This window comes from Mesorhizobium sp. M1342, from assembly GCF_040317955.1.
Taxonomy (GTDB): domain Bacteria; phylum Pseudomonadota; class Alphaproteobacteria; order Rhizobiales; family Rhizobiaceae; genus Mesorhizobium.
Genome location: NZ_JAMYLI010000014.1, coordinates 174,077 through 195,409 on the forward strand (window position 1 = coordinate 174,077; position 21,333 = coordinate 195,409).

Here is a 21,333-nt window from a genome sequence, read left to right on the forward strand (position 1 = left end):
GGGTCAACTGTCCTCTCCGATCGTCAACAGTCAGATAGCAAAGACCCCGCAAGACAGACCGGAGGAACAGCATGGACATGCAAACGGCAGGTTCAACGCAGACATCGCCACAGGCTCAATCCCCTGACCCCGGAGCGTGGACCCTGGAGAAGGCTCAGGCACTTTACCATGCCCCCTTCAACAATCTCCTCTTCCTGGCGCAAACGGTGCACCGCCAGAATTTCGATCCAAACAAGGTCCAGCTCAGCCGGCTGCTCAGCATCAAGACGGGAGGATGCCCGGAGGATTGTGGCTATTGCAGCCAGTCGGCGCGTCACGAAACCGGCCTGAAGGCGTCGAAGCTGATGGAGGTCCGGCGCGTCATCGCCGAGGCGACCAAGGCGCGTGATGCCGGCGCCACGCGTTATTGCATGGGCGCGGCCTGGCGAAACCCCAAGGCGCGCGACATGGATGCGATGGTGGCGATGGTCGAGGGCGTCAAGGCGCTGGGCATGGAGACCTGCATGACGCTGGGCATGCTCGATCTTGAGCAAGCCGCTCGTCTGAAGCAGGCGGGTCTCGACTATTACAACCACAACATCGATACGTCGGAACGCTACTACAGCGAGGTCATCAGCACGCGCGGCTATGCCGAGCGGCTCGACACGCTTGAGCACGTTCGCCAATCTGGCATCAAGGTCTGCTGCGGCGGCATTATCGGCATGGGCGAGGAGCCGGTGGACCGGATCGACATGCTGGTGACGCTGGCCAATCTGCCGGAACATCCGCAAAGCATTCCGATCAACATGCTGATTCCGATCGCCGGCACGCCGCTTGCCGATGCCAAGCCCATTGAGCCGATCGAATTCGTGCGCGTGATCGCGCTGGCGCGCATCATGATGCCGAAATCGCATGTGCGTCTTTCCGCCGGCCGCACCGCCATGACCGACGAGATGCAGGCGCTGTCCTTTTTTGCCGGTGCCAACTCGATTTTCGTCGGCGACACGCTGCTGACGGCGGACAATCCCGGTGAGGACAAGGATAGCCTTCTGTTCCGCCGTCTCGGCATTGAGCCGATGGAACTCGAGGCGCAATGAACGGGGCACCGCTTGCCCGCTATGACGCGACCTTGCAGGGACTGGCCCGCAAGGACCGGCTGCGGACGCTTGCGCCGCGCGCAGGTCTCGATTTCTCGTCGAACGACTATCTCGGGCTGGCCTCGTCCAGGAGACTTGGCGATGCTGTTGTGGCGGCGATTGCGCGGGGCACGCCGGTTGGCGCCACCGGGTCGCGGCTGTTGCGCGGCAATGCACCGGAACACGAGCAGCTCGAGGCAGACGCGGCGGCATTCTTTGGAGCCGACCGCGCGCTGTTCTTCGGCAGCGGCTACATCGCCAACTTCGCTCTGCTGAGCGCCCTGCCGCGGAAGGGCGATCTTTTGGTTCTCGATGAGCTCGCCCATGCCAGCATGCATGAGGGTGCGCAGGCCGGGCGCGCACAGTTCGTGCTGGCCGCGCACAACGATGCCACCGCTGTTGAGGATGCGATCACACGTTGGCGCGCCGCAGGCGGCATGGGATGCGTCTGGATCGCGGTGGAGAGCCTTTACAGCATGGATGGCGACTGCGCGCCTTTGGAGAGCCTGGTCGCGCTTGCCGATCGGCACGGCGCATTCATCGTCATTGACGAGGCGCATTCGACCGGCGTCTGGGGACCGGACGGCCGGGGGCTTGCCGCCGCTTTCGAGGGCCGCGACAACATCGTCGCGCTCCACACCTGCGGCAAGGCGCTCGGCGCATCTGGTGGGCTCGTGACCGGGCCGAGGGCACTGTGCGAGTATCTGATCAACCGTTGCCGGCCATTCATCTACGCCACCGCGCCATCGCCGCTGATGGCAGTGGCAGTGCGCGAAGCACTCGCAATGCTCGCCGACGAGCCTATGCGGCGTGTTCAGCTGCATGAACGCGTTGCCCTCGCCGGCCGCCAGCTGGCCGAGCGCTGCGGCGTGATACCCAGCGGCTCGCAGATCCAGCCCCTCGTAATCGGCGATATCAGGCGCACCATGGCAGTGGCGGCGCGCCTGCAGGCCCGCGGCTTCGACATACGCGGTATTCGTCCTCCGACCGTGCGCACGTCGCGGCTGCGCATCTCACTGACGCTCAATATCGGCGAAGCCGACATTTCCGCCATGGTCGAGGCGCTGGTCGAGGTGTTGGCCCAAACATCACCGGAGGCGGTATGACCCAACGCATCGTCATCACCGGAACCGACACGGGAGTTGGCAAGACCGTGTTTGCGGCTGGGCTCGCCGGTTTGCTCGACGGCTTTTACTGGAAACCGGTGCAATCGGGCCTCGACGGCGAGACCGACAGCGAAGTGGTCGCGCGGCTTGCCGGCTTGCCCTCAGAGCGCGTGCTGCCGGAAGCCTACCGCTTGCGGAGCCCGCTGTCGCCGCATCGTTCGGCCGAGATCGACGGCGTGGCGATCAAGGCTGCCGATCTTGCTTTTCCCGTCCTACCGACGCCGCTCGTCATCGAAGGCTCCGGCGGCCTGATGGTGCCGCTTAACCGGCGCACAAGGCTCATCGACATCTTCGCTGAATGGCGGCTGCCCGTTATTCTGTGCGCCCGCACCACGCTCGGCACCATCAACCACACCTTGCTCTCGATCGAGGCGCTCCGCGCCCGATCCATCCCGTTGGCCGGCATCGCTTTCATCGGCGATGAGATGGCCGATACGCAACGGACCATCGTGGAATTCAGCGGTGCGCCGCAGCTCGGCAGGCTGCCGCACCTCGATCTGCTGACCGGCAAGACACTGAGGGACGCAATGATTGCCGGCTTCGCCTTCGCCTCGATTACTGGAGGTGACTGATGTCGCAGTCTCATGTGTGGCATCCCTTCACCCAGCACGCGCTCGAGCCTGCGATCCCAGAAATCGTCCGGACTGAAGGCGCCTATCTCCGCAGGGCCGACGGCGCCCGCATCCTGGACGCCATCTCCTCCTGGTGGGTCGTCACACATGGCCACCGCCATCCCCGCATCATGAAGGCAATCGAGACAACCGCGTCGAGCCTCGACCAGATTATCTTTGCGGGCTTCACGCACGAGCCGGCAGAGCGCTTGGCCAAGGCGCTTGTCGGCCTCGCTCCCGCTGGACTCGACTGGGTGTTCTATTCCGACAGTGGCTCGACCTCGGTCGAAGTAGCGCTGAAGATGGCGCTCGGTTATTTCCGCAATATCGGCGCCCCACGCTCGCGCATCGTCGTCATGGATCACAGCTATCATGGCGACACGATCGGCACGATGAGCGTCGGTGCGCGTGGCGTGTTCAACGCCGCCTACGAACCCTTGCTGTTCGAGGTCGCCACCATCCCCTTTCCGGCAGCGGGGCGCGAGCAAGAGACGCTGGATCGTTTAGAGGCTGTGACCCGCGATCGACGAGCCGCAGCCTTAATCGTCGAGCCGCTGGTGCTGGGCGCCGGCGGCATGCTGATGTATCCGGCTTCAGTTCTGGCCGAATTGAAGAAGATCACTGAGGCCTCCGGCACGCTGCTGATCGCCGACGAAGTGATGACCGGCTGGGGGCGGACCGGAACCATGTTCGCCTGCGAGCAGGCATCGATCTCTCCAGATATCCTGTGCACCTCGAAAGGCCTGACCGGCGGCGCCATCCCGCTGGCCGTAACGCTTGCCACCGATGCCATCTTCCAGGCTCATTATTCCGAGGACCGGAAGAAGACATTTTTCCATTCGAGCTCCTACACTGCCAACCCGATTGCCTGCGCGGCAGCACTTGCCAATGTCGAGATCTGGCGGGACGAGCCGGTGGCCGAGCGCATTGCGGCCTTGAGCGCAATGCAGGCCACCGGGCTTCGACGCTTTCGCGACAACAGCTTCTTCACCGACTGCCGGGCGACCGGCACGATCGCGGCGCTCGACCTGCGAACCGGTTCCGCAGGTTATCTCGCCGAGATCGGACCGAAACTGCGCGCTTTCTTCCTCGAGCGAGGGCTACTTGTGCGCCCGCTCGGCAATGTCCTCTACCTTCTGCCACCCTATTGCATCACCGGCGACGAGCTCGAGCGACTCTATGACGCCATTGAGGAGGCGGGCGAACGCTTCGGGTCCAGGCCATGAGCAAGTCGTCGCGCATTCTCGGGTTTGGCCATCATGCGCCTGGGCGAAAGGTGGCGAATGCCGAAATCGAGAGCAATCTCGGTCTTGATCCAGGCTGGATCGAAAGGCGTACCGGGATACGGTCGCGCTTCTGGGCAACCGACGAAGACACGCTGTCTGGTCTTGCTGCGCAGGCCGGCGACATGGCGCTGGCGAACGCCGGTATTGCGCGCCACGACATCGGTCTGCTGTTGCTTGCCACCTCGACGCCCGACCATCTTCTGCCGCCGAGCGCGCCGCTGGTCGCACACAAGCTTGGCCTTGGCAGCGCAGGCGCGGTGGATCTGACAGGCGCCTGCGCCGGCTTCATCTATGCGCTGATGTTTGCGGACGGATTTACCCGCCTGCACGGCAAAGCGAGCCTTGTTATCGCCGCCAATATCCTCAGCCGCCGCATCAATCCAGCCGAGCGCGCAAGCTCGGTCCTGTTTGCCGATGCCGCCGGCGCCCTGGTGATCGGTCAGTGCGATGATGCTGATCGGGGCATTCTCGGTGCCTCGGTGGCTTCGGACGGCTCGCGATACGGGCTGATCCAGATTCCCGCAGGAGGAAGCAACAAGCCGTTCCACGGTGACCTCGATCTCGCGCAAACCCGAATGAGGATGACGGACGGCCGCGAAGTGTTCGCAAAGGCCGTCGAGATGATGACCAATTGCTCGATAAGCGCGCTAGCCGCTGCCGGAGTGCGGCCACACGATCTCGGCCGGTTCGTGCCCCATCAGGCCAATACTCGGATTTTCGACGCGGTCGGGAGGAACCTCGGCATCGCGGACCAAGCAATTGTCAAGACGATTGCCGAATACGGCAACTCTTCGGCCGCGACGATCCCGCTGTCGCTCTCGCTCGCCAACCAGACGGAGCCATTCCAGCCTGGAGAGAAAATCCTTCTGTCGGCGGCGGGTGCGGGTCTCAGCGGCGGCGCTCTCGTGGTTGGAATCTAGCCGGCCGGCTCACGCGCGCAGGACTGGTCATGAATGGGAATAGGGCAACAGAACCAATGCCAAAATGGCCTTCTGAAGCTCGACATGACCGAGCTGACGCAGCACGACCCCGTGCGAGCCTCTGGATGAGATCAAATGCATCACCTGTTGCATCATTCGTGCCATCTGAATAAAGCTCAAATACAAAGGGTGAGCCGCCCCATATATGTCTGATACCCGACATTGTTCACATAAAAGGCTCGATGCTTACACGGTCTTTGCTCTCTTCTCTTTGCTGTCTGCTCTTTTCTCTTTGCTCTTTGCTCTTTCGTCTTGACTAGCAGGAGCATGCGGCTTATCTCATTGCCGCGTTAGCACTCGCTTCCGCTGAGTGCTAAGCACGCTCCGGCAACGGAGAACCGTTCAACATCCGCACCAAGGACATCCAAAAATGGCAAAGTCGAATTTCCGGCCGCTGCATGACCGCGTGGTCGTTCGCCGGGTCGAATCCGAATCCAAGACCGCCGGCGGGATCATCATCCCGGATACGGCGAAGGAAAAGCCGCAGGAAGGCGAGATCATCGCCGTCGGCTCCGGCGCTCGTGACGAAGCAGGCAAGCTGGTCCCGCTGGACGTCAAGGCCGGCGACCGCATCCTGTTCGGCAAGTGGTCGGGTACCGAAGTCAAGCTCAATGGCGAAGACCTTCTGATCATGAAGGAATCCGACATTATGGGCATCATCGGCTGATATCAGGCCTTTCCTTCGCACCATCAAATCTGAATTTCGGGCGAGATGCCCAGGAGTAAAAAAATGGCTGCCAAAGACGTAAAATTCTCCCGCGATGCCCGTGAGCGCATGCTTCACGGCATCAACATCCTCGCCGACGCGGTGAAGGTCACCCTCGGCCCCAAGGGCCGCAACGTCGTCATCGACAAGTCGTTCGGCGCACCGCGCATCACCAAGGACGGGGTCACCGTCGCCAAGGAAATCGAACTTTCCGACAAGTTCGAAAACATGGGCGCGCAGATGATCCGCGAAGTTGCTTCGAAGACCAACGACATCGCCGGCGACGGCACCACAACCGCGACCGTTCTGGCGCAGTCGATCGTCCAGGAAGGCAACAAGGCCGTTGCCGCCGGCATGAACCCGATGGACCTGAAGCGCGGCATCGATCTGGCCGTGACCGAAGTCGTCGCGGCGCTCGGCAAGGCTGCCAAGAAGATCAAGACCTCCGAGGAAGTTGCCCAGGTCGGCACGATCGCCGGCAATGGCGACGAGTCGGTCGGCAAGATGATCGCCGAAGCGATGCAGAAGGTCGGCAACGAAGGCGTCATCACGGTTGAGGAAGCCAAGACCGCCGAGACTGAACTCGAGGTCGTCGAAGGCATGCAGTTCGACCGCGGCTATCTCTCGCCCTACTTCGTCACCAACGCCGACAAGATGGTTGCCGAGCTCGAGGACGTCTACATCCTCCTGCACGAGAAGAAGCTGTCCAACCTGCAGGCGATGCTGCCGGTTCTCGAAGCCGTCGTGCAGACCTCGAAGCCGCTGCTCATCATCTCGGAAGACGTCGAAGGCGAGGCCCTGGCCACGCTGGTCGTCAACAAGCTGCGTGGCGGCCTGAAGATCGCCGCCGTCAAGGCGCCGGGCTTCGGTGATCGCCGCAAGGCCATGCTGGAAGACATCGCCATCCTCACCGGTGGCCAGGTCATCTCGGAAGACCTCGGCATCAAGCTCGAGAACGTCGGCCTCAACATGCTCGGCCGCGCCAAGAAGGTGTCGATCTCCAAGGAGAACACCACCATCGTCGACGGCGCCGGCAAGAAGGCCGAGATCCAGGGCCGCGTTGCCCAGATCAAGCAGCAGATCGAAGAGACCACTTCGGACTACGACAAGGAGAAGCTGCAGGAACGTCTGGCGAAGCTCGCCGGCGGCGTTGCGGTGATCCGCGTCGGCGGTGCCACGGAAGTCGAAGTCAAGGAAAAGAAGGACCGCGTCGATGACGCCCTCAACGCGACCCGCGCGGCCGTCGAAGAAGGCATCGTTGCAGGCGGCGGCGTCGCTCTCCTGCGCGCTTCGGCCGACATCAAGGTCACCGGCGTCAATGCCGACCAGGCCGCCGGCATCAACATCGTTCGTCGTGCGCTGCAGGCTCCGGCCCGCCAGATCGCGGCCAACGCCGGTGCGGAAGCATCGATCGTTGCCGGCAAGATCCTTGAGAACAAGGGCGCGACCTTCGGCTACAACGCCCAGACCGGCGAATATGGCGACATGATCGCCATGGGTATCGTCGATCCGGTCAAGGTTGTCCGTACGGCTCTCCAGGACGCGGCCTCGGTCGCCGGCCTGCTGGTCACCACCGAAGCCATGATCGCGGAGGCTCCGAAGAAGGAGTCGGCTGGCGGCGGCGGCATGCCTGGCGGCATGGGCGGCGGCGGTATGGGCGGCATGGGCGGCATGGGCGGCATGGATTTCTAATCCAGCCCCTATCAACCTACAGGGGAAAGGGCGGCAGCAATGCCGCCCTTTCCTTGTGTGCCGAACATGATCGACAACTTGGAGTGCGTCCCGAGGATCTCGTCAGAATTAGGATCTTGTCCGATCGAGCAATTCGCGGGCTCAACCTGGTCAAACCGGCGCCCCCTACGAACTGCCCGATCCTTGAGGATTCCGCTGCGCGACAATCACGATGATTCATTCAGTTGGTAGCTATAGGCGGTGAATCATGAGGGGCATTGAGGAGCGTGGCAAGGCGCCCATCTCGGCATTTAACCCCATCGAGCGTGATATCCGAGACAATTCTCTCATCGGACCGGCGGCTGGCGTTGAAGGACCCGGTGAATCATCCTGTTCTATAGTGGAGCAGACGCGCTCTGAGCCTCAAGATCAAGCGTTTCCTCCTCTGAGTATCCTTGATCTGCCGCTGGACATTCTCGTTGATATTGCTGAGCGGCTCAGCCCGATGGATCTGCTGAGGTGTCGCACACAAATCAAGAGCTGCGTGTCGCCGCGATGATAGTCGCAACGCCTCAAGAAAGGCGGATCCAGGTTCAGGCTCGTCGTCGTGGCCGAGAGGCCTCGTGACCCCGACGACTGCGCTTCGGCCTTGTGGGGCCTCGGAGCGGGCGTGGCAGCGCTTGCACCTGAGCTCCAGCGGCGTCTCATCCTGCTTGAGCCCAGGTCTCAGACCATTGCCCTGGAGGGCCTCGGAGCAGGCGTGGGTGGCCTTTGGCCAACCTCCAGCGGCTTGTCTGCGGATTTCACTAAATTGGGACAGCCGTTTTAGTAAATCGCGAACAAGCGTTTCGCTAAGTCGCGGGCAACGGAAGCGATCGAGTTCCGGTTGCCTTTGCTGTTAGGAGTGATTGATTTCGGTTATTTCGCTGAAACGCTGAAACGCCATATCCAGCTTTTCCAACGGTAAATTGGGCACTGTCCAATACTTTATTTCTTGAGAAATCCAACGTTTTTGCCGCGCAGTGACGTTCGGACATAGCAAGGCCTGTCCCATACCTATGAATACGTTTGGCTGAAGCAGACCGATGGCTGCGCGTCGAAGCCGAAGCCGTCGAGTTCGCGGACAAACGGGAACTGCGCGATCTTGCTCGACATGAGCGTGTCGAGCTGGTCGCGGATGGCCGTCAACTTCAGCCGATCCAGGATTGCGATCAGCAGGTCATGATCTAGCGTCGTCATCACCAGCTCCCTCCGACCACCGCTTCGTACTCGGCGAGTGGCCGCAGCAAGGTGGCCGGGGATGATCTTGATGCGCTCGGCGCGCACCGGCCCTTCGAAGCCGGCAACGCCGACAAAAGGCTCTGTCGCAAACCTGGAAATGGGGGTGTGAACGGCCATTTCGGCCTGTCCGTCAGGCAGCGAGGATATCGAAACAGCGATCGACAGACTTGTAGTCATACCTCGCCTGTCGCTTGCCAATCATGTGGATCATCTCGATGCCGGAGAGGATAACCACGGCGCTCGCCTGCGACTTGAAGCCGATGGATCGAATGCGGCGCTTGATACGCAGTCTGTTCTTTCAATTTAGACCAACTATGCGGATGCCGCCTCAGTCAATTCAAGAAGGTAACCAATGCCGCGCACGGTCGTGATCCGTGGCGTTGCACCTGACCTACTCAGGTGTCCACGTAAGCGATAGATTCCGACTTCAAGCGCGTTGGCAGATACCTCGTCGTTGAACGAATAGAGGTGATCTTCCAACTGCGCACGAGGCACGATGCGGCCTGCACGGATAAGCAGATGCTCTAAAATACATAGTTCGCGGCGTGCGATCTTCAGAGGATGACCCGAGACGGAAACCTGTCGGCCGATCGGATCGAAATTGAGATTGCCAAATACAACGATGGGGTCGGTCACCTGTGTCGACCGGCGCAGAATGGCTCTCATTCTGGCGATGAGCTCATCGAAAGAGACGGGCTTGAGCAGAAAATCGTCCGCGCCACCGTTGAAAATTGCAATTCGCTTCTCGAGATCGTTGATGCTACTCATAATGAGGGTTGGAACTGAATGCCCGTCGCTCCTTAGCTGTCTCAGCCAGCCCAAGCCATCGCCATCTGGCAGAGCCAACTCCAGCAGGAGAATTTCATAGGTTGCGCAACAGAATGCCCTCGACGCCTGTTCCAGGTTGCCAACTACATCAACGGCAAAACCGCTATCCCCGAGCGCAGCTCGCACGGCGCGCGTAAGATCCACGTGATGATCAATGAGCAGCGTTCGCATTTCACGTCCTATCAAGGTAGGACAGGTCACCGTCCGCTGTAAGACCGGGGCGACAGCAGAAGTCGCGCAACTCTTCGTAGTGTTCGTAACGCTCTTTCCGATGGGTGATCGCGGGAGAATGCAATCCGCACGCCTGCAATAGTCGGGGATGGAACACGTGAAGACCTGTTGACGGGCTGAAACCGTCGGTCGGCCAGCCCACAATGCCACCGACTCTGCCTGCGATTTCTCTGCGCATCGATCCTCCTATATGGGTTGCGTCGCAAACTCCAGCTGAGGTCGCAAGGGCAGGTTGCGGCTTTGTTCATTGAGAGGACCCCCTGGAGGCAATACCGGGAGGATTCCCTGTATAGCACTTCCCGATTTACCAACCGGTCATTCCGAACCACGTTCGGCGGCTTTGAAGACGCTCATTTGAGCGCGGCTAGGTAAATCAAGGGTACGACCTGCCGGGTGTCGATGCCGCTTTTGAAGCAGGCATCGGCACCAGCTCGCTGAGCGTCGCCCGCGCAATTCAGCGGACGCGCTCGATACACCCAGTCGAATCGTGCCGCAGCTTGCCGCGCCGACAGGGCGGCCGAAGAGTTCAGGCTTGTGACCGAAGGGCTACGCCCAGTCGTCCTCCCATAATCAACCTCGGTCAAATCAAAGTGACGTTGAATCTGAACAAGTTGCGCCATCATATCACAAACGACTTACCGATCCCCGACGTGCTCGAGCCTTAGTGCTTATTGAGAAGATCGGCTACTGTCTCTCCGCGTCGCCGGGCATCGGCGGCGAGCCACACCTCCCCCACCTCATACACGTCGCCGTGGGTACGAAACGGCACAATGACGTCAATGGCAGCCGACAGCAGGTCAAGAAGCGTGTGGTCTTCCACAGCAGCTCCTTGCGGGCTGCTCTTGACGAGTGAAAAGAGCTTTTTAAAGCCTTGGACCGGATCCGCCCCATGAATCGTCGATATTGATCCCGCATGGCCGGAGACGACTTCGCTAAGGTAGGCCCAAGCAGCATCATCGCGCATCTCGCCAAGCAATATTCGATCAGGGCGCATGCGCAAGCTGGCTTGCAACAGTTGCTCGGCTGTCACCGCACCTACGCCTGCTCGGTCCTTCGGATAGAGTAACCGGACATGATTCTCGTGCGGGATTGCAAGTTCGAGCGTGTCCTCGATACTTATCAGCCTCTCTTGCGGGGGTATAGCGTTGATCAAAGTCTTGCTCATTGTCGTTTTGCCGCTACCAGTAGGTCCGCAAAGCAGCATCGTGAGCCGCCCGCAAACGCACGCTCGCAAAAATTGCTCCAAGTCACCATGGTCGTAGTGCTGAAGAATCGTTTCGTCCTGCCGCTCTTGGCGCTCCTTTCGTGACCGCCATTGATTCCAACGCGAGTATTCGTAGCGAGAAGAAACTTCCTTGAGTTCGGTCACACGACTTGAGGGACGCCGTATCGTCAGGCTTATTGTTCCTGAGGGAACAGCGGGCGGCAAACAGATCTGCAGCCGCTCTCCGTTCGGCAGCTCAGTCGCACAGAGGGGGCTTTGCGGTCCGACATCTTGCTTGCGCAGCGCTCCAGCGAGGATCGCGATGTCCTCCAGATCGTCATAAGATAGCGGTAGCGGATGTTTCGTGAAAACGCCGGCCTGTCGGACAAAGGCTTCCCCAGGCCGGTTGATAGCGACCTCTTCGGTCCTTGGCTCCTCAAGCCATTTCAGAACAGGGTTGAGAAGCAAACGCAATTGAGGGTCAGCCTCCGGTCGCATTGTTGTCTCTCCGGCGTTGGCGATGTTGGGGGGGGGCTGGCGCCACGGCGGTCGCTCTAAGATCGTATACATCTGAGAAATCGAGGTCCCGAGCCACAAAGATGGATACAGCATCTCCCTGGTTTTTCTTCAGAGTTGGCGGAACGTTGATCGTTGCTCTAAGGGTCGTCTCAACGGCTTGTCCGGCGTTGCTCTGGAAGCTGTTGATACCGCTTCCTCCACCTGAGCTGCCAGCGTATTGACCGGCGGCCTGAAACGCGCCTTGAATGACGCTCATGAGCATTGCTCCGCCAAAGCGCTGCCAGAAGTGATTATCCACCGTGCCAGGCATTCCGGAGCGGCCGAGCTCGTCAGCGCCCGGCGATGCTAGCGAAACGAGGGCATGGTCAGGCGTTTCCATGCGCGTCCACAGCACGAAGACACGCGCATCCCCCTGTTGGAGACCACGCTGGATCTCGCCAATCACGGTCGTCCCGCGATCCAAAAGCACCACGTTGTTGGTGGCGCCGCGGACGTCTTTAGGTAAGACGCACTTCACATAACCCGGTAAATTTGTGTCGACTGCCGTTTGCAAAATGCAGGGGATGATCGTTCCTTGAGTAATCACGAGATCAGGGTGCGGCAAAAGTGTGGCCCGGCTTGGCTCCTGTATATCTGGCTTCAATCGCGCCGACAGATCGCCAGCGTCTGAAATCTCATCCGAGGTCGCGGGAGCATCCCTATGGTTGTCTTCGCTCCGCTGACCGTCGTTGGGCATTTTACTGCTGCCACTGTAGGCGAAAATTGGTGTTTCCTCCGGCGGCGGATCAGCTGAAGTCGGCGTGGATGGCGCAGGATCTCCTGCCTGCGCCGCCTGTACGGCTGCTGGAGCTTCGGGAGCAATCTCAATCGGCACGGGGCGGAATGGTTCGGCGTCGGCGACAATTGGAGGTTTTGGCTGAGTTGGTTCGTCTTGTGTGCTGGGACGACCTCCGAGCCAGATGAGTGATAGAGATGAGATGAGAACAAGAGCAGCGACGGCCAACTTCTGCAATCCCGAAACATGCCGGCGGGCCGGCTCCGAGACCATCGATCCGGAGGCATGGACATCATGTCCCGACTGTGGGCCGGTTTCATTCATCGGCCGAGCCTTTCAAAACGCGCCACACGTCGGGTGTCACTGTACCGGTCCCTGGCGCTCGTCCCACAGGGTCATAAGCCCTGTTGAAAATGGACAAGACCGTATTGCCATCTCTCAGACGCCATTCCCGGGCGACTGCGGATACTTCAACATAGTCTCCTTTGACCGTGTAATTGGCAGCGGCTTCCTTGCCGTCGGGATTGATAATGTAGAGAGAGGGTATGCGGGAATTGCTTGCGAAGCCAAATACGGTGGTAAAGCCATTATCGAAAACTTGCAGCGGCGACAGCGATCGATCGCCCTTTGCGACGTAGTGAAAATTGCTTTCGTCCGGACTGGTAGTTGCGGCGGGCCGATTCAACAAATCCTGAACTCTCTCGTCGTGCAGCACTTTCGCCCGGGCCTGACCAAGAATCGAGCGCCTTTCTGCGTCCTTTCTCCGAGCAGCAGCCTCATCAGCAGGATAGGTGAACTGCACACTGTAGTATAGGTCAGGTTGCTGCTCATCGAGTTTTGGCATCGCTCTCGTTGAAATACTGAAGACGTATCTCCGTGTACCGGACTCACTCTCGGCCAGCACGATGACCGGCTGCGGCGGGAGCATCCGGCTAGCCTTAAAAAAGAGATAGTTGGCGCGCGGGAGCGCAGCCAGGTCTTTGCTATTGGAAACGGCCACGGCTGCGACTGTCTCGTTGGCCGCGAATGTGACAACCAGCGTTGCCCCCACTGCGGTAGACAGGCGCACCACTTCGTCAGGACGGTAAGCCAGGTAGCGCATGCGCGCATCATGCTTGCCGGCAAGTGGTGTGTCTTCCGCGGACGCTTCCATCGTTAAGAAGAGTGAACAGACCAGCGCGAGAAACGCTCTTTTTGTCATGGCTGCACATAGCCCAGGTTCGATACGCTATCTTCCGAGCTTTGATAGGAAGTGATGAGTAGACCTCCCGGATTGGTGAGCCTCGATTGCCCAGGCAGACCCGTCAAGCGCTCGTAGCGGATGGTAGCTGTCCAGGTGGTCACTATCGGCATCTGCCCATCGACAACAAGCGTACGTTTGTAACGGATCTGTTGAACGTCCGGACTGATGTCGTTTGAAGAAATATGCCCGACCTCGAGCTTGCCGCGCTTGCCGACCGTGACTTGCGGCGAGGTGGGATTCGGATAGTTGAAGAAATCTTGATATTGCTGTCGCACAGTCGGCGCGCTGAAACTGGATACGAGGTCATAGGCGTATTGGGCTGTATCTGCTGTGTACCCCTCGCGCAGGCGTACATATTCCCACAGCGAAGCATTTATGACGGCTCGGTCTTGGGTTGCCGGCAGTCGAGACACTGACACTTCGCTGTCGACGGTCCCATCCGGCCGGACCCAGAGGAACACAGGTACGAGCTTGGCCAACGGGACCATGGCAGCGATGGTAAATGCCTGGGCAACATTTCCTAGGACCGCCGCTGCGGCAAAGGCGATCAGGGCCTTTGACAGGCGCCGCGCAGACTTCGCTCGTGACGTTTGAAACGCTTCCACCTTCTTATAGTGGGCGGCTAGCGTTTCTCTCTCCACCAGAAGGGCATGTTCAGGAAATTTCACTTTGGCTCTTCCGCGCATTCGACCTGAAGATCCTCAGGGGTGGTTTCCCATTGTCCCACGTTCAGTTGGAATGGGGCACCCGCGCACGTCGCAAGCCCATGGCTCGTCTTGCAGGCGGCCAAAGCGAGGATTGACAGAAGTAGGCAATATTTCATGTTTTTGGCACCGAACTTGTCGATTGATTAACCACCCGCCGTTTTGGCAAAGTGGCGATTGAGGCTGTTAAGAGGTCGGTTCGCACCTCCCCAAGAGCCGCCGGCGATGCTGCTGGCGATCGTCGGAAGCGCGACGATCAGAGCGTCACCAGCTAGGAAAAGCATGTCGAGCTCGTAAAGCCCGATGATCTTGGCTGCTGTCGTGCCCGAGAATTTGATCATCAAAAGCATGGCTGCCAGCGAGACTGCTTCGGCAGCGATTACTATCGTTGCAACGATGTTGAGGAGGAGAAGCAGCAGCCCGTACGAGAGCAGTTGGCCGATCCATCTGGTGGCTATGTCTCGAGTGTGATCAAAAAGGTAGCCTACAAGGACCAGGGGGCCGATCGTCAAGAGCACCTTCGTCAGAATTCCAACGGCATCGTAGATCTCGAACGCTGTCCACAGCGCGCCGTAGAAAATCCATTGCGCTCCCTCGAAAGCAAGTATGTCCTGGCCGTTCATAGGCCCAATTTCGGAAGCAATCAGCTGAAAGACATACTGGCTTGAAGCAAACATGATGTCGAGCTTCTGGGCGATTCCGATGAAGGGCAAGTCGCTGCCACTGATGTCGTGAGCCAACCTCGGAATCGTTTCGTCGAAAAGCGCTTCAATGTACTGCTGATAGTTGGCCTGCCCTAAGATAAGGGCGACGACAATCGACACCATGATTACGCGCGAGATACCCCCGCGCGCATCGACTTGACCACGCATGACCAGACAGCCTTGGATTATTATCCAGAGCGTGACACACGCAACCAGAGGCGCACTGACCGCCGCTTGGACGTTTTCAAGCACTTTGTGCAGCCCGGACGTGAAGGCCCCATGAAAGATCGTGTGTATAGTCGTGAATGGCGCGGGAATTTTGAAATTCATGGCGTGAGCCTGATGTGTCCCTGATCAGCGCAGCTGAGCCTGATGAACTCAGCGTTCACGGGAGGGGGCCAAAAATGCGAGCGGTGTCCCGATGTTCGCGACGCTGCGTGGCGGCCTCCTCAGCGGCGTGAAGGCTCCCTTGTGCAGTGGCCATAGTCAGCAGACTCGTGGCCTGGGCATTTTGGATCATCGCATCGTGAATCTGCTTGAGGACCAGACCGTTGGTCACGGTGGCCTGCATAATATTTCCCGAGCGGGAAAGCTGACCAAGCGTGCCGGCGTTATCCTTAAGGCGCTTGTCCATCATGCCCAAAGTGTCGGCTGCAATAGCTGCGGCATTGGCGGCCCCAGCGATTTGTCCCTTTAACAGTTTCGCTTCTGAATCGTCGCCCGTGACTATCCGATTTGGGTCCTCCGCAATGTTACGGGCGATAATCGAAGCTGGCGCCCGAGCATCAAACATCTGCTCCTCCAGCTTATTGCTCGACGGGTAATGATTTCCTTGGTTCAGTGAGCTTAGCACTCCCGTGACAGCGAATGACGAGGTTAGCATTGTCACCATTTCGATCGTCGTAGCGAGCGTCTCGATTGACCTCTCAAGGATCGCCGCATTGGAAATCGCTGTTAAGGTCGATTGTGTTTCTGTTACAGGGTCGGTGACGATCCATTGCGACCGGGCCTGTCCGTGAAGCAGAAGGGAAGCAGCAAGGGTCGTTACTGCAAGTTTGGCAAGTTTCATGAATATTCCTCCGTCAGTCTTGAACTTCATGGTACCGGGCCATGAACTTGTCGAGCCACCCACTTGGGGCGTCTCCGTGCTGGTTGCGAAGCTGGTCGGCAAAGCGCACTGTGTTGGCCCGCCCCGAGAGTACGGCTACGTACTCGCGCATCTGCCCAAGATCGAATTCGCAAACAATACTCCCGCTATCGCGCTTGAGCAAAAACTTGCGGCTGCCGATTGCCATTCCCTGGCGGATTGCCTCGAACTCCTGCGCAGTGCACTTCAAGCCATCGACATACGCAGAGCGGTCCGCCGTCGGTGATGGGTAGAAAATTTTCGTCATACATTGCGCAACGAGACTAGCTCCGAGAGGCGATTCCAGAACGTGTTCAGGCTGCTGCGTTGCGAGTATCAACATGCCGTTGTTTTTGCGGACCGTGAGCAAGAACTTGTCGATAACGGCCGAGAATTGGGGGTTGAGTAGATAGAATCGAAATTCGTCGCAGCTCATCACGAACCGACGACCATCGACGATAGCGCCCACTCGATGCAGAAGGTATGCGGCGGCCGGTGCACAGACCTCCTCATATTCCAGGAGCTGCGTCATGTCGAAGCCCGTAATGGAGGCATCCAGCCTTACTTCGTCCACGTCGCCGTCAAAGGCCCATCCAAGCGCCCCCCCTCTACACCACCGCTGCAGCCGTGCTCCTGCGCCCTCGGAGGGGCTGTGCAATAGGAACTCGCGCAGGCCCGCAAGTGAGCGCATAGGGGGTTCGAACGAAAGCTGACGAACAATGCCGCGTTCCAGCCGACGGCTTTCCTCCGGCGAGATCGGACCACGGCCGTCACTCTCGATCAGGGCCATCAACCACTCGCGCAGAAAGTCCCGAGAGGCGGAGGTGTTGTCCAGTCCACGCAGAGGGGCCAAGCCGCTCGGAGCGCCTCTGCGCAACGCAAGATATGTCCCTCCCGTGGCTCGCACCAGCAGTTCACCACCCCGATCCTTGTCGAAGAAGACGATCGCACCATTGCGATCGACCAAGCTTTGCTCAAGCATCGCGAGGACAAAGGTCATCAGCGTCGTCTTGCCTTTGCCAACGGGCCCGAATATTGCCGTCATGCCGACGTCATTCTCATGGGGGATGTAGTCGAAAGAAGTTCCACCGTTTGTGCGAAAGCGCGCAACAGCATTGCCCCAGTGGCCGGAACTGGAACCGCTTGGGAAGTTCTCAAATGAGACGAGCCCGGCAAAATTGTGTGAGGTGATCGCCCCCGGGCGCGTGCGCCACCTGTTGTTCCCCGGAAGTTGGGACCAATATGCGGCCTCCATGCCGATGCCCTCTTGGACGATAACGGCGCCCGCGTCGGCCAGCCGTGCGCGGGCACTTGCTGCGCGATCTGCAAGGCTATTGAGGCTGTCGGCATAGACGCACAGGCTCAGATGATGCGAACCCATCACGAATTCGTTGCTTGCCAGTGCGTCCTCTGCCTCGGCAAGTTCATTGATCTGGGTGAGAGCCTTGTCGCCGGCACTCGTCATCTGGCTGGACTTAAGGCTTAGTTTGGCATGAGCTTGCGGGCGAGTGAGGAAGGAAAAGCTCTGGCTCAGGACAAGCGGGAAGTTGGCGGACAGCAAGGAATTTAGCATGCCCGGCCGCGTCGTCGCCGGATATTCACGGAACGAAAACAATGATCCGACGGAGCTATCCCCGGGCCTTCGAATCTCAAGCGCCCGCTTCCCGCAGATGACCTGGTCAGTGTAGATCGAGGCGCCAAGTGAGCCGGTAACCATCGGAACCGGAAGAAACCGGCAAGTCATCATGAGCCGAAGCGCCTCGCCGATTTCCGTGAAGAGCACGTTGCCTTTCTCACGAATGCCCAACCGGCGCAGACCGTAACCGCCGAGTGCGCCAGCAATGATGTGCCAGAGGTCTTCCAGGCTCCGCATTTGGGTGGCTAGATCGTGCTCATTCCGTCTGCGGGACTTGGCAATCCGCAAGCCGATCTTGCCGATTGCGGTGCGGGGGGACACGATCAAAGTGAGGAAGTGATCGTTGCGAAAGAGCTTTCCCGACAGCACACGACGCTCGTAGGCCTCGCTCAGACTGCCAGCGAATGCACTTTGAAACCGGCGCGGCGCCGGCGCCGGCACATCGTTGTGTCTCACAAGATGAGCGTATATCGAGACATTGTCATCGGCGATGTTGCGCAAGAGAGTGTTGAACGCGCGGCAGCGCGAGTTGCGCATCTCAGCGTCTTCCAAATCAAAGGGCACACCGTTCACATGTGCCATGGCCATGATCGATCCGTCTTCCAGAAGGACAACCTGATCGCTTACGTGACCAACATACGGAAGGTAGATCTCGCCAGACCTCTCGGTCCGGCCGCTGGCGCCGAACATTACACCATTCCTCTTCCGCGTTTCGGCACTCTGATCGGATTGGCGCTGACGCTTGCGCCTCCCCAGACCGGCCCGTCCACGCTTCTGCCGGCCGTCTGCAAATAGAGCAGCACGACGCTTGCCGCGTTATAGTCACGCTCAACAACCAGCCGTGCTCCGAACCAGAGTGGCGCGAGAACGATTTCGTAGAGCGGGTTCTGAAGGATAATGATAACAAGCCCAGCCAACATCATGAGCAATCCGGCCAGCGTCAGCGGCACCCCCAGAAACAGTGCCGGGCGCGTCGCCGCCACATAGAGGGTGCTCACTTCCAACCGGTCGCTCATCAGCCACCGCCTATGAGCGCCTTGCCCAGGAAGCTGGCCCCGAACATGATGACGATCCCTCCAACGACACCCGCAACCAGGCCAAGTGAAGCACGACCGAACATCCAAGAGATACCGATGGCTACGAGCCCGAGCACGGCCAGTGATTGTCCAAAGGGCCCAAGTATGAACGTGCAGATATTCTGGACCATCTTGGCAGGATCCGTCCCTCCGGTCACCTGAGCCGCGGCTGGCCCGCTGTAGAAGACCGTCCACGCCGCGCCTGCAGCAGCGGCCGGTACATATTCAGCCGCCATGCGCAGCATGAAAAAAGGCGAAGGAACACGCGTTTTAAGCGCACGAAGTATCTTGAGTGGCGTCATCATTGCATCTCCATGTTTCAATCGAATACGAGTTTGTTCGGGTTCGAGGGTTCCCGTGCTTTCGCAGCCTGGCTGCCTGTCGGATCGGAGGGATCGGCCCCGGAGCGGTCTGGCTGATACGAGCCCCAGATGTCCCAAGAATCTTGGTTGGGCTGCTTCTTTCTATTGGCCTGTTGGCTCTGCTGGAGCAGAGGCGGCACGGCTTTCCGACCGGGTGCCTCAAGGTGCGGCACATCTCGAGCAGTCGGCTCCAGCGTTCTCTCAAGGAGACTTGAGATGTCCTTTGCGGCCGACTCGACCTTGCGTACATAACCGTTGGCGAAGCCATGCGTGACGTCGCCCGTGTTATAGGCCGAGATGGCACGGCGAAGCGCCAGTTGCTGTGCCACAGCAGTGGTGCCGCCAGCATACCGGCTTTCAAGCAGGTGGGCGGCAGCCGAAAGCGAGGCGCAGGGCTCGAAAGCCCTTTCCGGCGTGAGATTGAGCACGGCAAAGTTCTTGCTGTTTATCTGCATCAATCCAACATCGACAGAATGTTGTGCTTCGAGGCGTTCCTTGATGCCCCGCGTGGCTTCCAGGTGGTCTATCCAGCGAAGCTGCTCACCTGTGGTGTTGTCATGAGCCACCAGCGTTTCAAAGCCACTTTCAATCTTGGCAATCGCGGCGAGGGTGGACGGCGCAACCCAGGGGGCGCATTTGCGCGACAGGCTGCGGAACTCACGCGGAGAAAGTGGCGCGGGCTCGGCTGGGAGTGACATGGATGTCATCAGGACGATGGCCAGCGGCCAAGCTGCAATAAACATTCCCTATCACCTACCTTTCCAAGCCGCCGGACGGGTTCTGGCCCTGTCCGGCACGCGCTTATCGGGGAGGTTTGTTACTGTGTGATGTTCAAGTTCAGCTTTTCGGTTTCAATTGAAGCAAAGACCGTGTTCGTATCAGCGTGGGTGAGCATCTTGCGCATGCGTGAGTGGCGCGGGCCCGATCAGCCAGCGACATCCGGAGCATCTTGGTACAATGACTCCTGTACAGGATTGCTCGTCCCGGCCGTCCGTTGCTCCTGGAGTGTGGGCCGCGACTTTGGCGTCATGGATGGTACTTCTGTCAGCGCCAAGCCAAGGACAAAATGGGGAGCTTGGCGGGCTTGTTCAGGCTCGGGATCACCGTGGGGAATCGACTAAGGCGATAAAGCGGCCCAACTTTGCCGGTATGCTGCCGGTCGTTAAAGAGCAGCCATGCGCGGCCCTGCACACTCAGATCATTGCTTGAGACGCGAGCTCGTCCGCGAAGCTGGCTCGAGGGCGCAAATCCGCGGCGGCGAGGGTCAACTGGGAAGACGTGGCGGCGCAGCCCATCCTGGTGCGAGCCTCGTTCAGCTGTTCGGCCGCCGCCGCCAAAGGGTGGATCATGCACAGTCCCATCGGCAGATAACCGCACGTCATTGACGGAGTCCGACGGCGCAATGGACAAGCATAGTGACACGCTCAAGATGGAGGAGTTGCAGTAACTGAGAAATGTTAGCCCGGACGTTCACCGCAACCGGCGACCTGCCGGTCGCCGAACAGCATTTGAGGCCGCCGGCCACCTTGGACGAAGCCGGCTTGGCAGGAGACACACTATTTTGCACAAGGCCGCTGCAGCGAATCACGGTCTTCTTCCGCCGACCGCCTCTCCGATCAAGCCAAACGCCGCGCTGCTCAACCATGTCCGAGCTGGATCCACGAGCCGGAGGATATCGAGATGATCCAGGTCCGCAAACTCCAGGATGACCAGGATGCAAGGGCATAGCAGGAAACTTGGCATCCATGAGGTCGAACTTGAGTGATATTGGCAGGCCTGCACCAACGGGGGAGCTCGAAGCGAAAAAGCGAAGGACCACACGGCAGGGTCATGTCGGCGCTTGGACCTGTCTGGTGGCCACGGGCTGCCTTGGTGCGGTCAATTCGCTGGGGATGAAAAGAACAGGACGAGCACGGCCTCACATTGGCCGCACGCAACGGCGAGTGGTATCAAGGAGCAGCTGTTCTGGGTCGGTGCCCCAGGGTTGCTCGGCAACAGGTTTAGACAAGGGGATTCAAGATTGAAGGTGTGCCGTTGAAACATGTTCTTGTCATTGACGATGATGCCGCAATGCGGCGCCTCATCGCCGAGTATCTCACGATGCATGCC

General features: G+C 59.4%; 19 protein-coding genes and 3 pseudogenes. 8 read left to right on the forward strand and 14 right to left on the reverse strand.

All coding sequences use genetic code 11. The features are described from left to right. Positions 1-77: 77 nt before the first annotated feature. The 7 genes from bioB (at position 78) to groL (ending at position 7,556) form a co-directional block, all read left to right on the forward strand. Entirely contained in the window at positions 78-1,076 is a 999-nt protein-coding gene (gene bioB, locus NKH06_RS16835; protein ID WP_352893463.1) for a biotin synthase BioB, read from the forward strand. Next, positions 1,073-2,221 (forward strand): 8-amino-7-oxononanoate synthase, encoded by a 1,149-nt coding sequence (locus NKH06_RS16840; protein WP_023814406.1) that lies wholly within the window; start codon positions 1,073-1,075, stop codon positions 2,219-2,221. The genes bioB and NKH06_RS16840 overlap by 4 nt, the downstream gene beginning before the upstream one ends. After that, the gene (bioD, locus tag NKH06_RS16845) at positions 2,218-2,853 is read left to right on the forward strand and encodes a dethiobiotin synthase (protein WP_023735844.1); all 636 of its coding nucleotides are present in this window, start codon (positions 2,218-2,220) and stop codon (positions 2,851-2,853) included. Before NKH06_RS16840 ends, bioD begins: the two co-directional genes overlap by 4 nt. Then, complete coding sequence (locus NKH06_RS16850) at positions 2,853-4,118, forward strand: adenosylmethionine--8-amino-7-oxononanoate transaminase (protein WP_023766586.1); 1,266 nt, start codon at positions 2,853-2,855, stop codon at positions 4,116-4,118. The genes bioD and NKH06_RS16850 overlap by 1 nt, the downstream gene beginning before the upstream one ends. Beyond that, the gene (gene bioZ / locus NKH06_RS16855) at positions 4,115-5,098 is read left to right on the forward strand and encodes a 3-oxopimeloyl-[acyl-carrier-protein] synthase BioZ (RefSeq protein WP_023766585.1); all 984 of its coding nucleotides are present in this window, start codon (positions 4,115-4,117) and stop codon (positions 5,096-5,098) included. Before NKH06_RS16850 ends, bioZ begins: the two co-directional genes overlap by 4 nt. Positions 5,099-5,528: 430 nt before the next feature. Next, positions 5,529-5,825, forward strand: coding sequence for a co-chaperone GroES (gene groES / locus NKH06_RS16860; RefSeq protein WP_019863563.1), 297 nt, complete (start codon positions 5,529-5,531; stop codon positions 5,823-5,825). Between the two features lie 63 nt (positions 5,826-5,888). Then, positions 5,889-7,556, forward strand: coding sequence for a chaperonin GroEL (groL, locus tag NKH06_RS16865; RefSeq protein WP_023766583.1), 1,668 nt, complete (start codon positions 5,889-5,891; stop codon positions 7,554-7,556). A gap of 1,059 nt (positions 7,557-8,615) precedes the next feature. On the opposite strand, the pseudogene NKH06_RS16875 reads toward groL, so the two are convergent. The 14 genes and pseudogenes from NKH06_RS16875 to NKH06_RS16940 all read right to left on the reverse strand — a co-directional run. Further along, a pseudogene (locus NKH06_RS16875) lies at positions 8,616-8,774 on the reverse strand (ATP-binding protein); the annotation flags it as partial. Between the two features lie 172 nt (positions 8,775-8,946). Further along, positions 8,947-9,102: pseudogene (locus NKH06_RS16880) on the reverse strand (IS6 family transposase); the annotation flags it as partial. 26 nt (positions 9,103-9,128) lie between these two features. Then, on the reverse strand, positions 9,129-9,815 hold the full coding sequence (locus NKH06_RS16885; protein WP_023814396.1) for a response regulator: 687 nt from the start codon (positions 9,813-9,815) through the stop codon (positions 9,129-9,131). A 721-nt stretch (positions 9,816-10,536) separates the two neighbouring features. Next, complete coding sequence (virB11, locus tag NKH06_RS16890) at positions 10,537-11,577, reverse strand: P-type DNA transfer ATPase VirB11 (RefSeq protein WP_023737143.1); 1,041 nt, start codon at positions 11,575-11,577, stop codon at positions 10,537-10,539. After that, positions 11,561-12,697, reverse strand: a complete 1,137-nt coding sequence (virB10, locus tag NKH06_RS16895; RefSeq protein ID WP_023766578.1) for a type IV secretion system protein VirB10 — start codon at positions 12,695-12,697, stop codon at positions 11,561-11,563. The genes virB11 and virB10 overlap by 17 nt, the downstream gene beginning before the upstream one ends. Beyond that, positions 12,690-13,574 carry a TrbG/VirB9 family P-type conjugative transfer protein gene (locus NKH06_RS16900; protein ID WP_023766577.1) on the reverse strand — a complete coding sequence of 295 codons (885 nt, stop codon included), beginning with the start codon at positions 13,572-13,574 and terminating at the stop codon, positions 12,690-12,692. The genes virB10 and NKH06_RS16900 overlap by 8 nt, the downstream gene beginning before the upstream one ends. After that, complete coding sequence (locus tag NKH06_RS16905) at positions 13,571-14,284, reverse strand: type IV secretion system protein VirB8 (RefSeq protein ID WP_023766576.1); 714 nt, start codon at positions 14,282-14,284, stop codon at positions 13,571-13,573. The genes NKH06_RS16900 and NKH06_RS16905 overlap by 4 nt, the downstream gene beginning before the upstream one ends. Continuing rightward, positions 14,281-14,439 carry a type IV secretion system lipoprotein VirB7 gene (locus NKH06_RS16910; protein ID WP_081731114.1) on the reverse strand — a complete coding sequence of 53 codons (159 nt, stop codon included), beginning with the start codon at positions 14,437-14,439 and terminating at the stop codon, positions 14,281-14,283. The genes NKH06_RS16905 and NKH06_RS16910 overlap by 4 nt, the downstream gene beginning before the upstream one ends. 27 nt (positions 14,440-14,466) lie before the next feature. Further along, positions 14,467-15,354: a type IV secretion system protein gene (locus tag NKH06_RS16915; RefSeq protein WP_023766575.1), complete on the reverse strand. Its 888-nt coding sequence runs from the start codon at positions 15,352-15,354 to the stop codon at positions 14,467-14,469. A 55-nt stretch (positions 15,355-15,409) separates the two neighbouring features. After that, positions 15,410-16,093 carry a TrbJ/VirB5 family protein gene (locus NKH06_RS16920; protein WP_023766574.1) on the reverse strand — a complete coding sequence of 228 codons (684 nt, stop codon included), beginning with the start codon at positions 16,091-16,093 and terminating at the stop codon, positions 15,410-15,412. 13 nt (positions 16,094-16,106) lie between these two features. Further along, positions 16,107-18,476 (reverse strand): type IV secretion/conjugal transfer ATPase VirB4, encoded by a 2,370-nt coding sequence (gene virB4 / locus NKH06_RS16925; protein WP_023737137.1) that lies wholly within the window; start codon positions 18,474-18,476, stop codon positions 16,107-16,109. Next, positions 18,476-18,802 carry a type IV secretion system protein VirB3 gene (locus tag NKH06_RS16930; RefSeq protein WP_023679584.1) on the reverse strand — a complete coding sequence of 109 codons (327 nt, stop codon included), beginning with the start codon at positions 18,800-18,802 and terminating at the stop codon, positions 18,476-18,478. Before NKH06_RS16930 ends, virB4 begins: the two co-directional genes overlap by 1 nt. Continuing rightward, on the reverse strand, positions 18,802-19,167 hold the full coding sequence (gene virB2, locus NKH06_RS16935; protein WP_031257862.1) for a pilin major subunit VirB2: 366 nt from the start codon (positions 19,165-19,167) through the stop codon (positions 18,802-18,804). The genes NKH06_RS16930 and virB2 overlap by 1 nt, the downstream gene beginning before the upstream one ends. A 14-nt stretch (positions 19,168-19,181) precedes the next feature. Continuing rightward, positions 19,182-19,967 (reverse strand): type IV secretion system lytic transglycosylase VirB1, encoded by a 786-nt coding sequence (locus NKH06_RS16940; RefSeq protein WP_023766572.1) that lies wholly within the window; start codon positions 19,965-19,967, stop codon positions 19,182-19,184. 1,291 nt (positions 19,968-21,258) lie between these two features. Between NKH06_RS16940 and NKH06_RS16945 the strand changes: the two are divergent. Continuing rightward, positions 21,259-21,333: pseudogene (locus tag NKH06_RS16945) on the forward strand (DNA-binding response regulator); the annotation flags it as partial.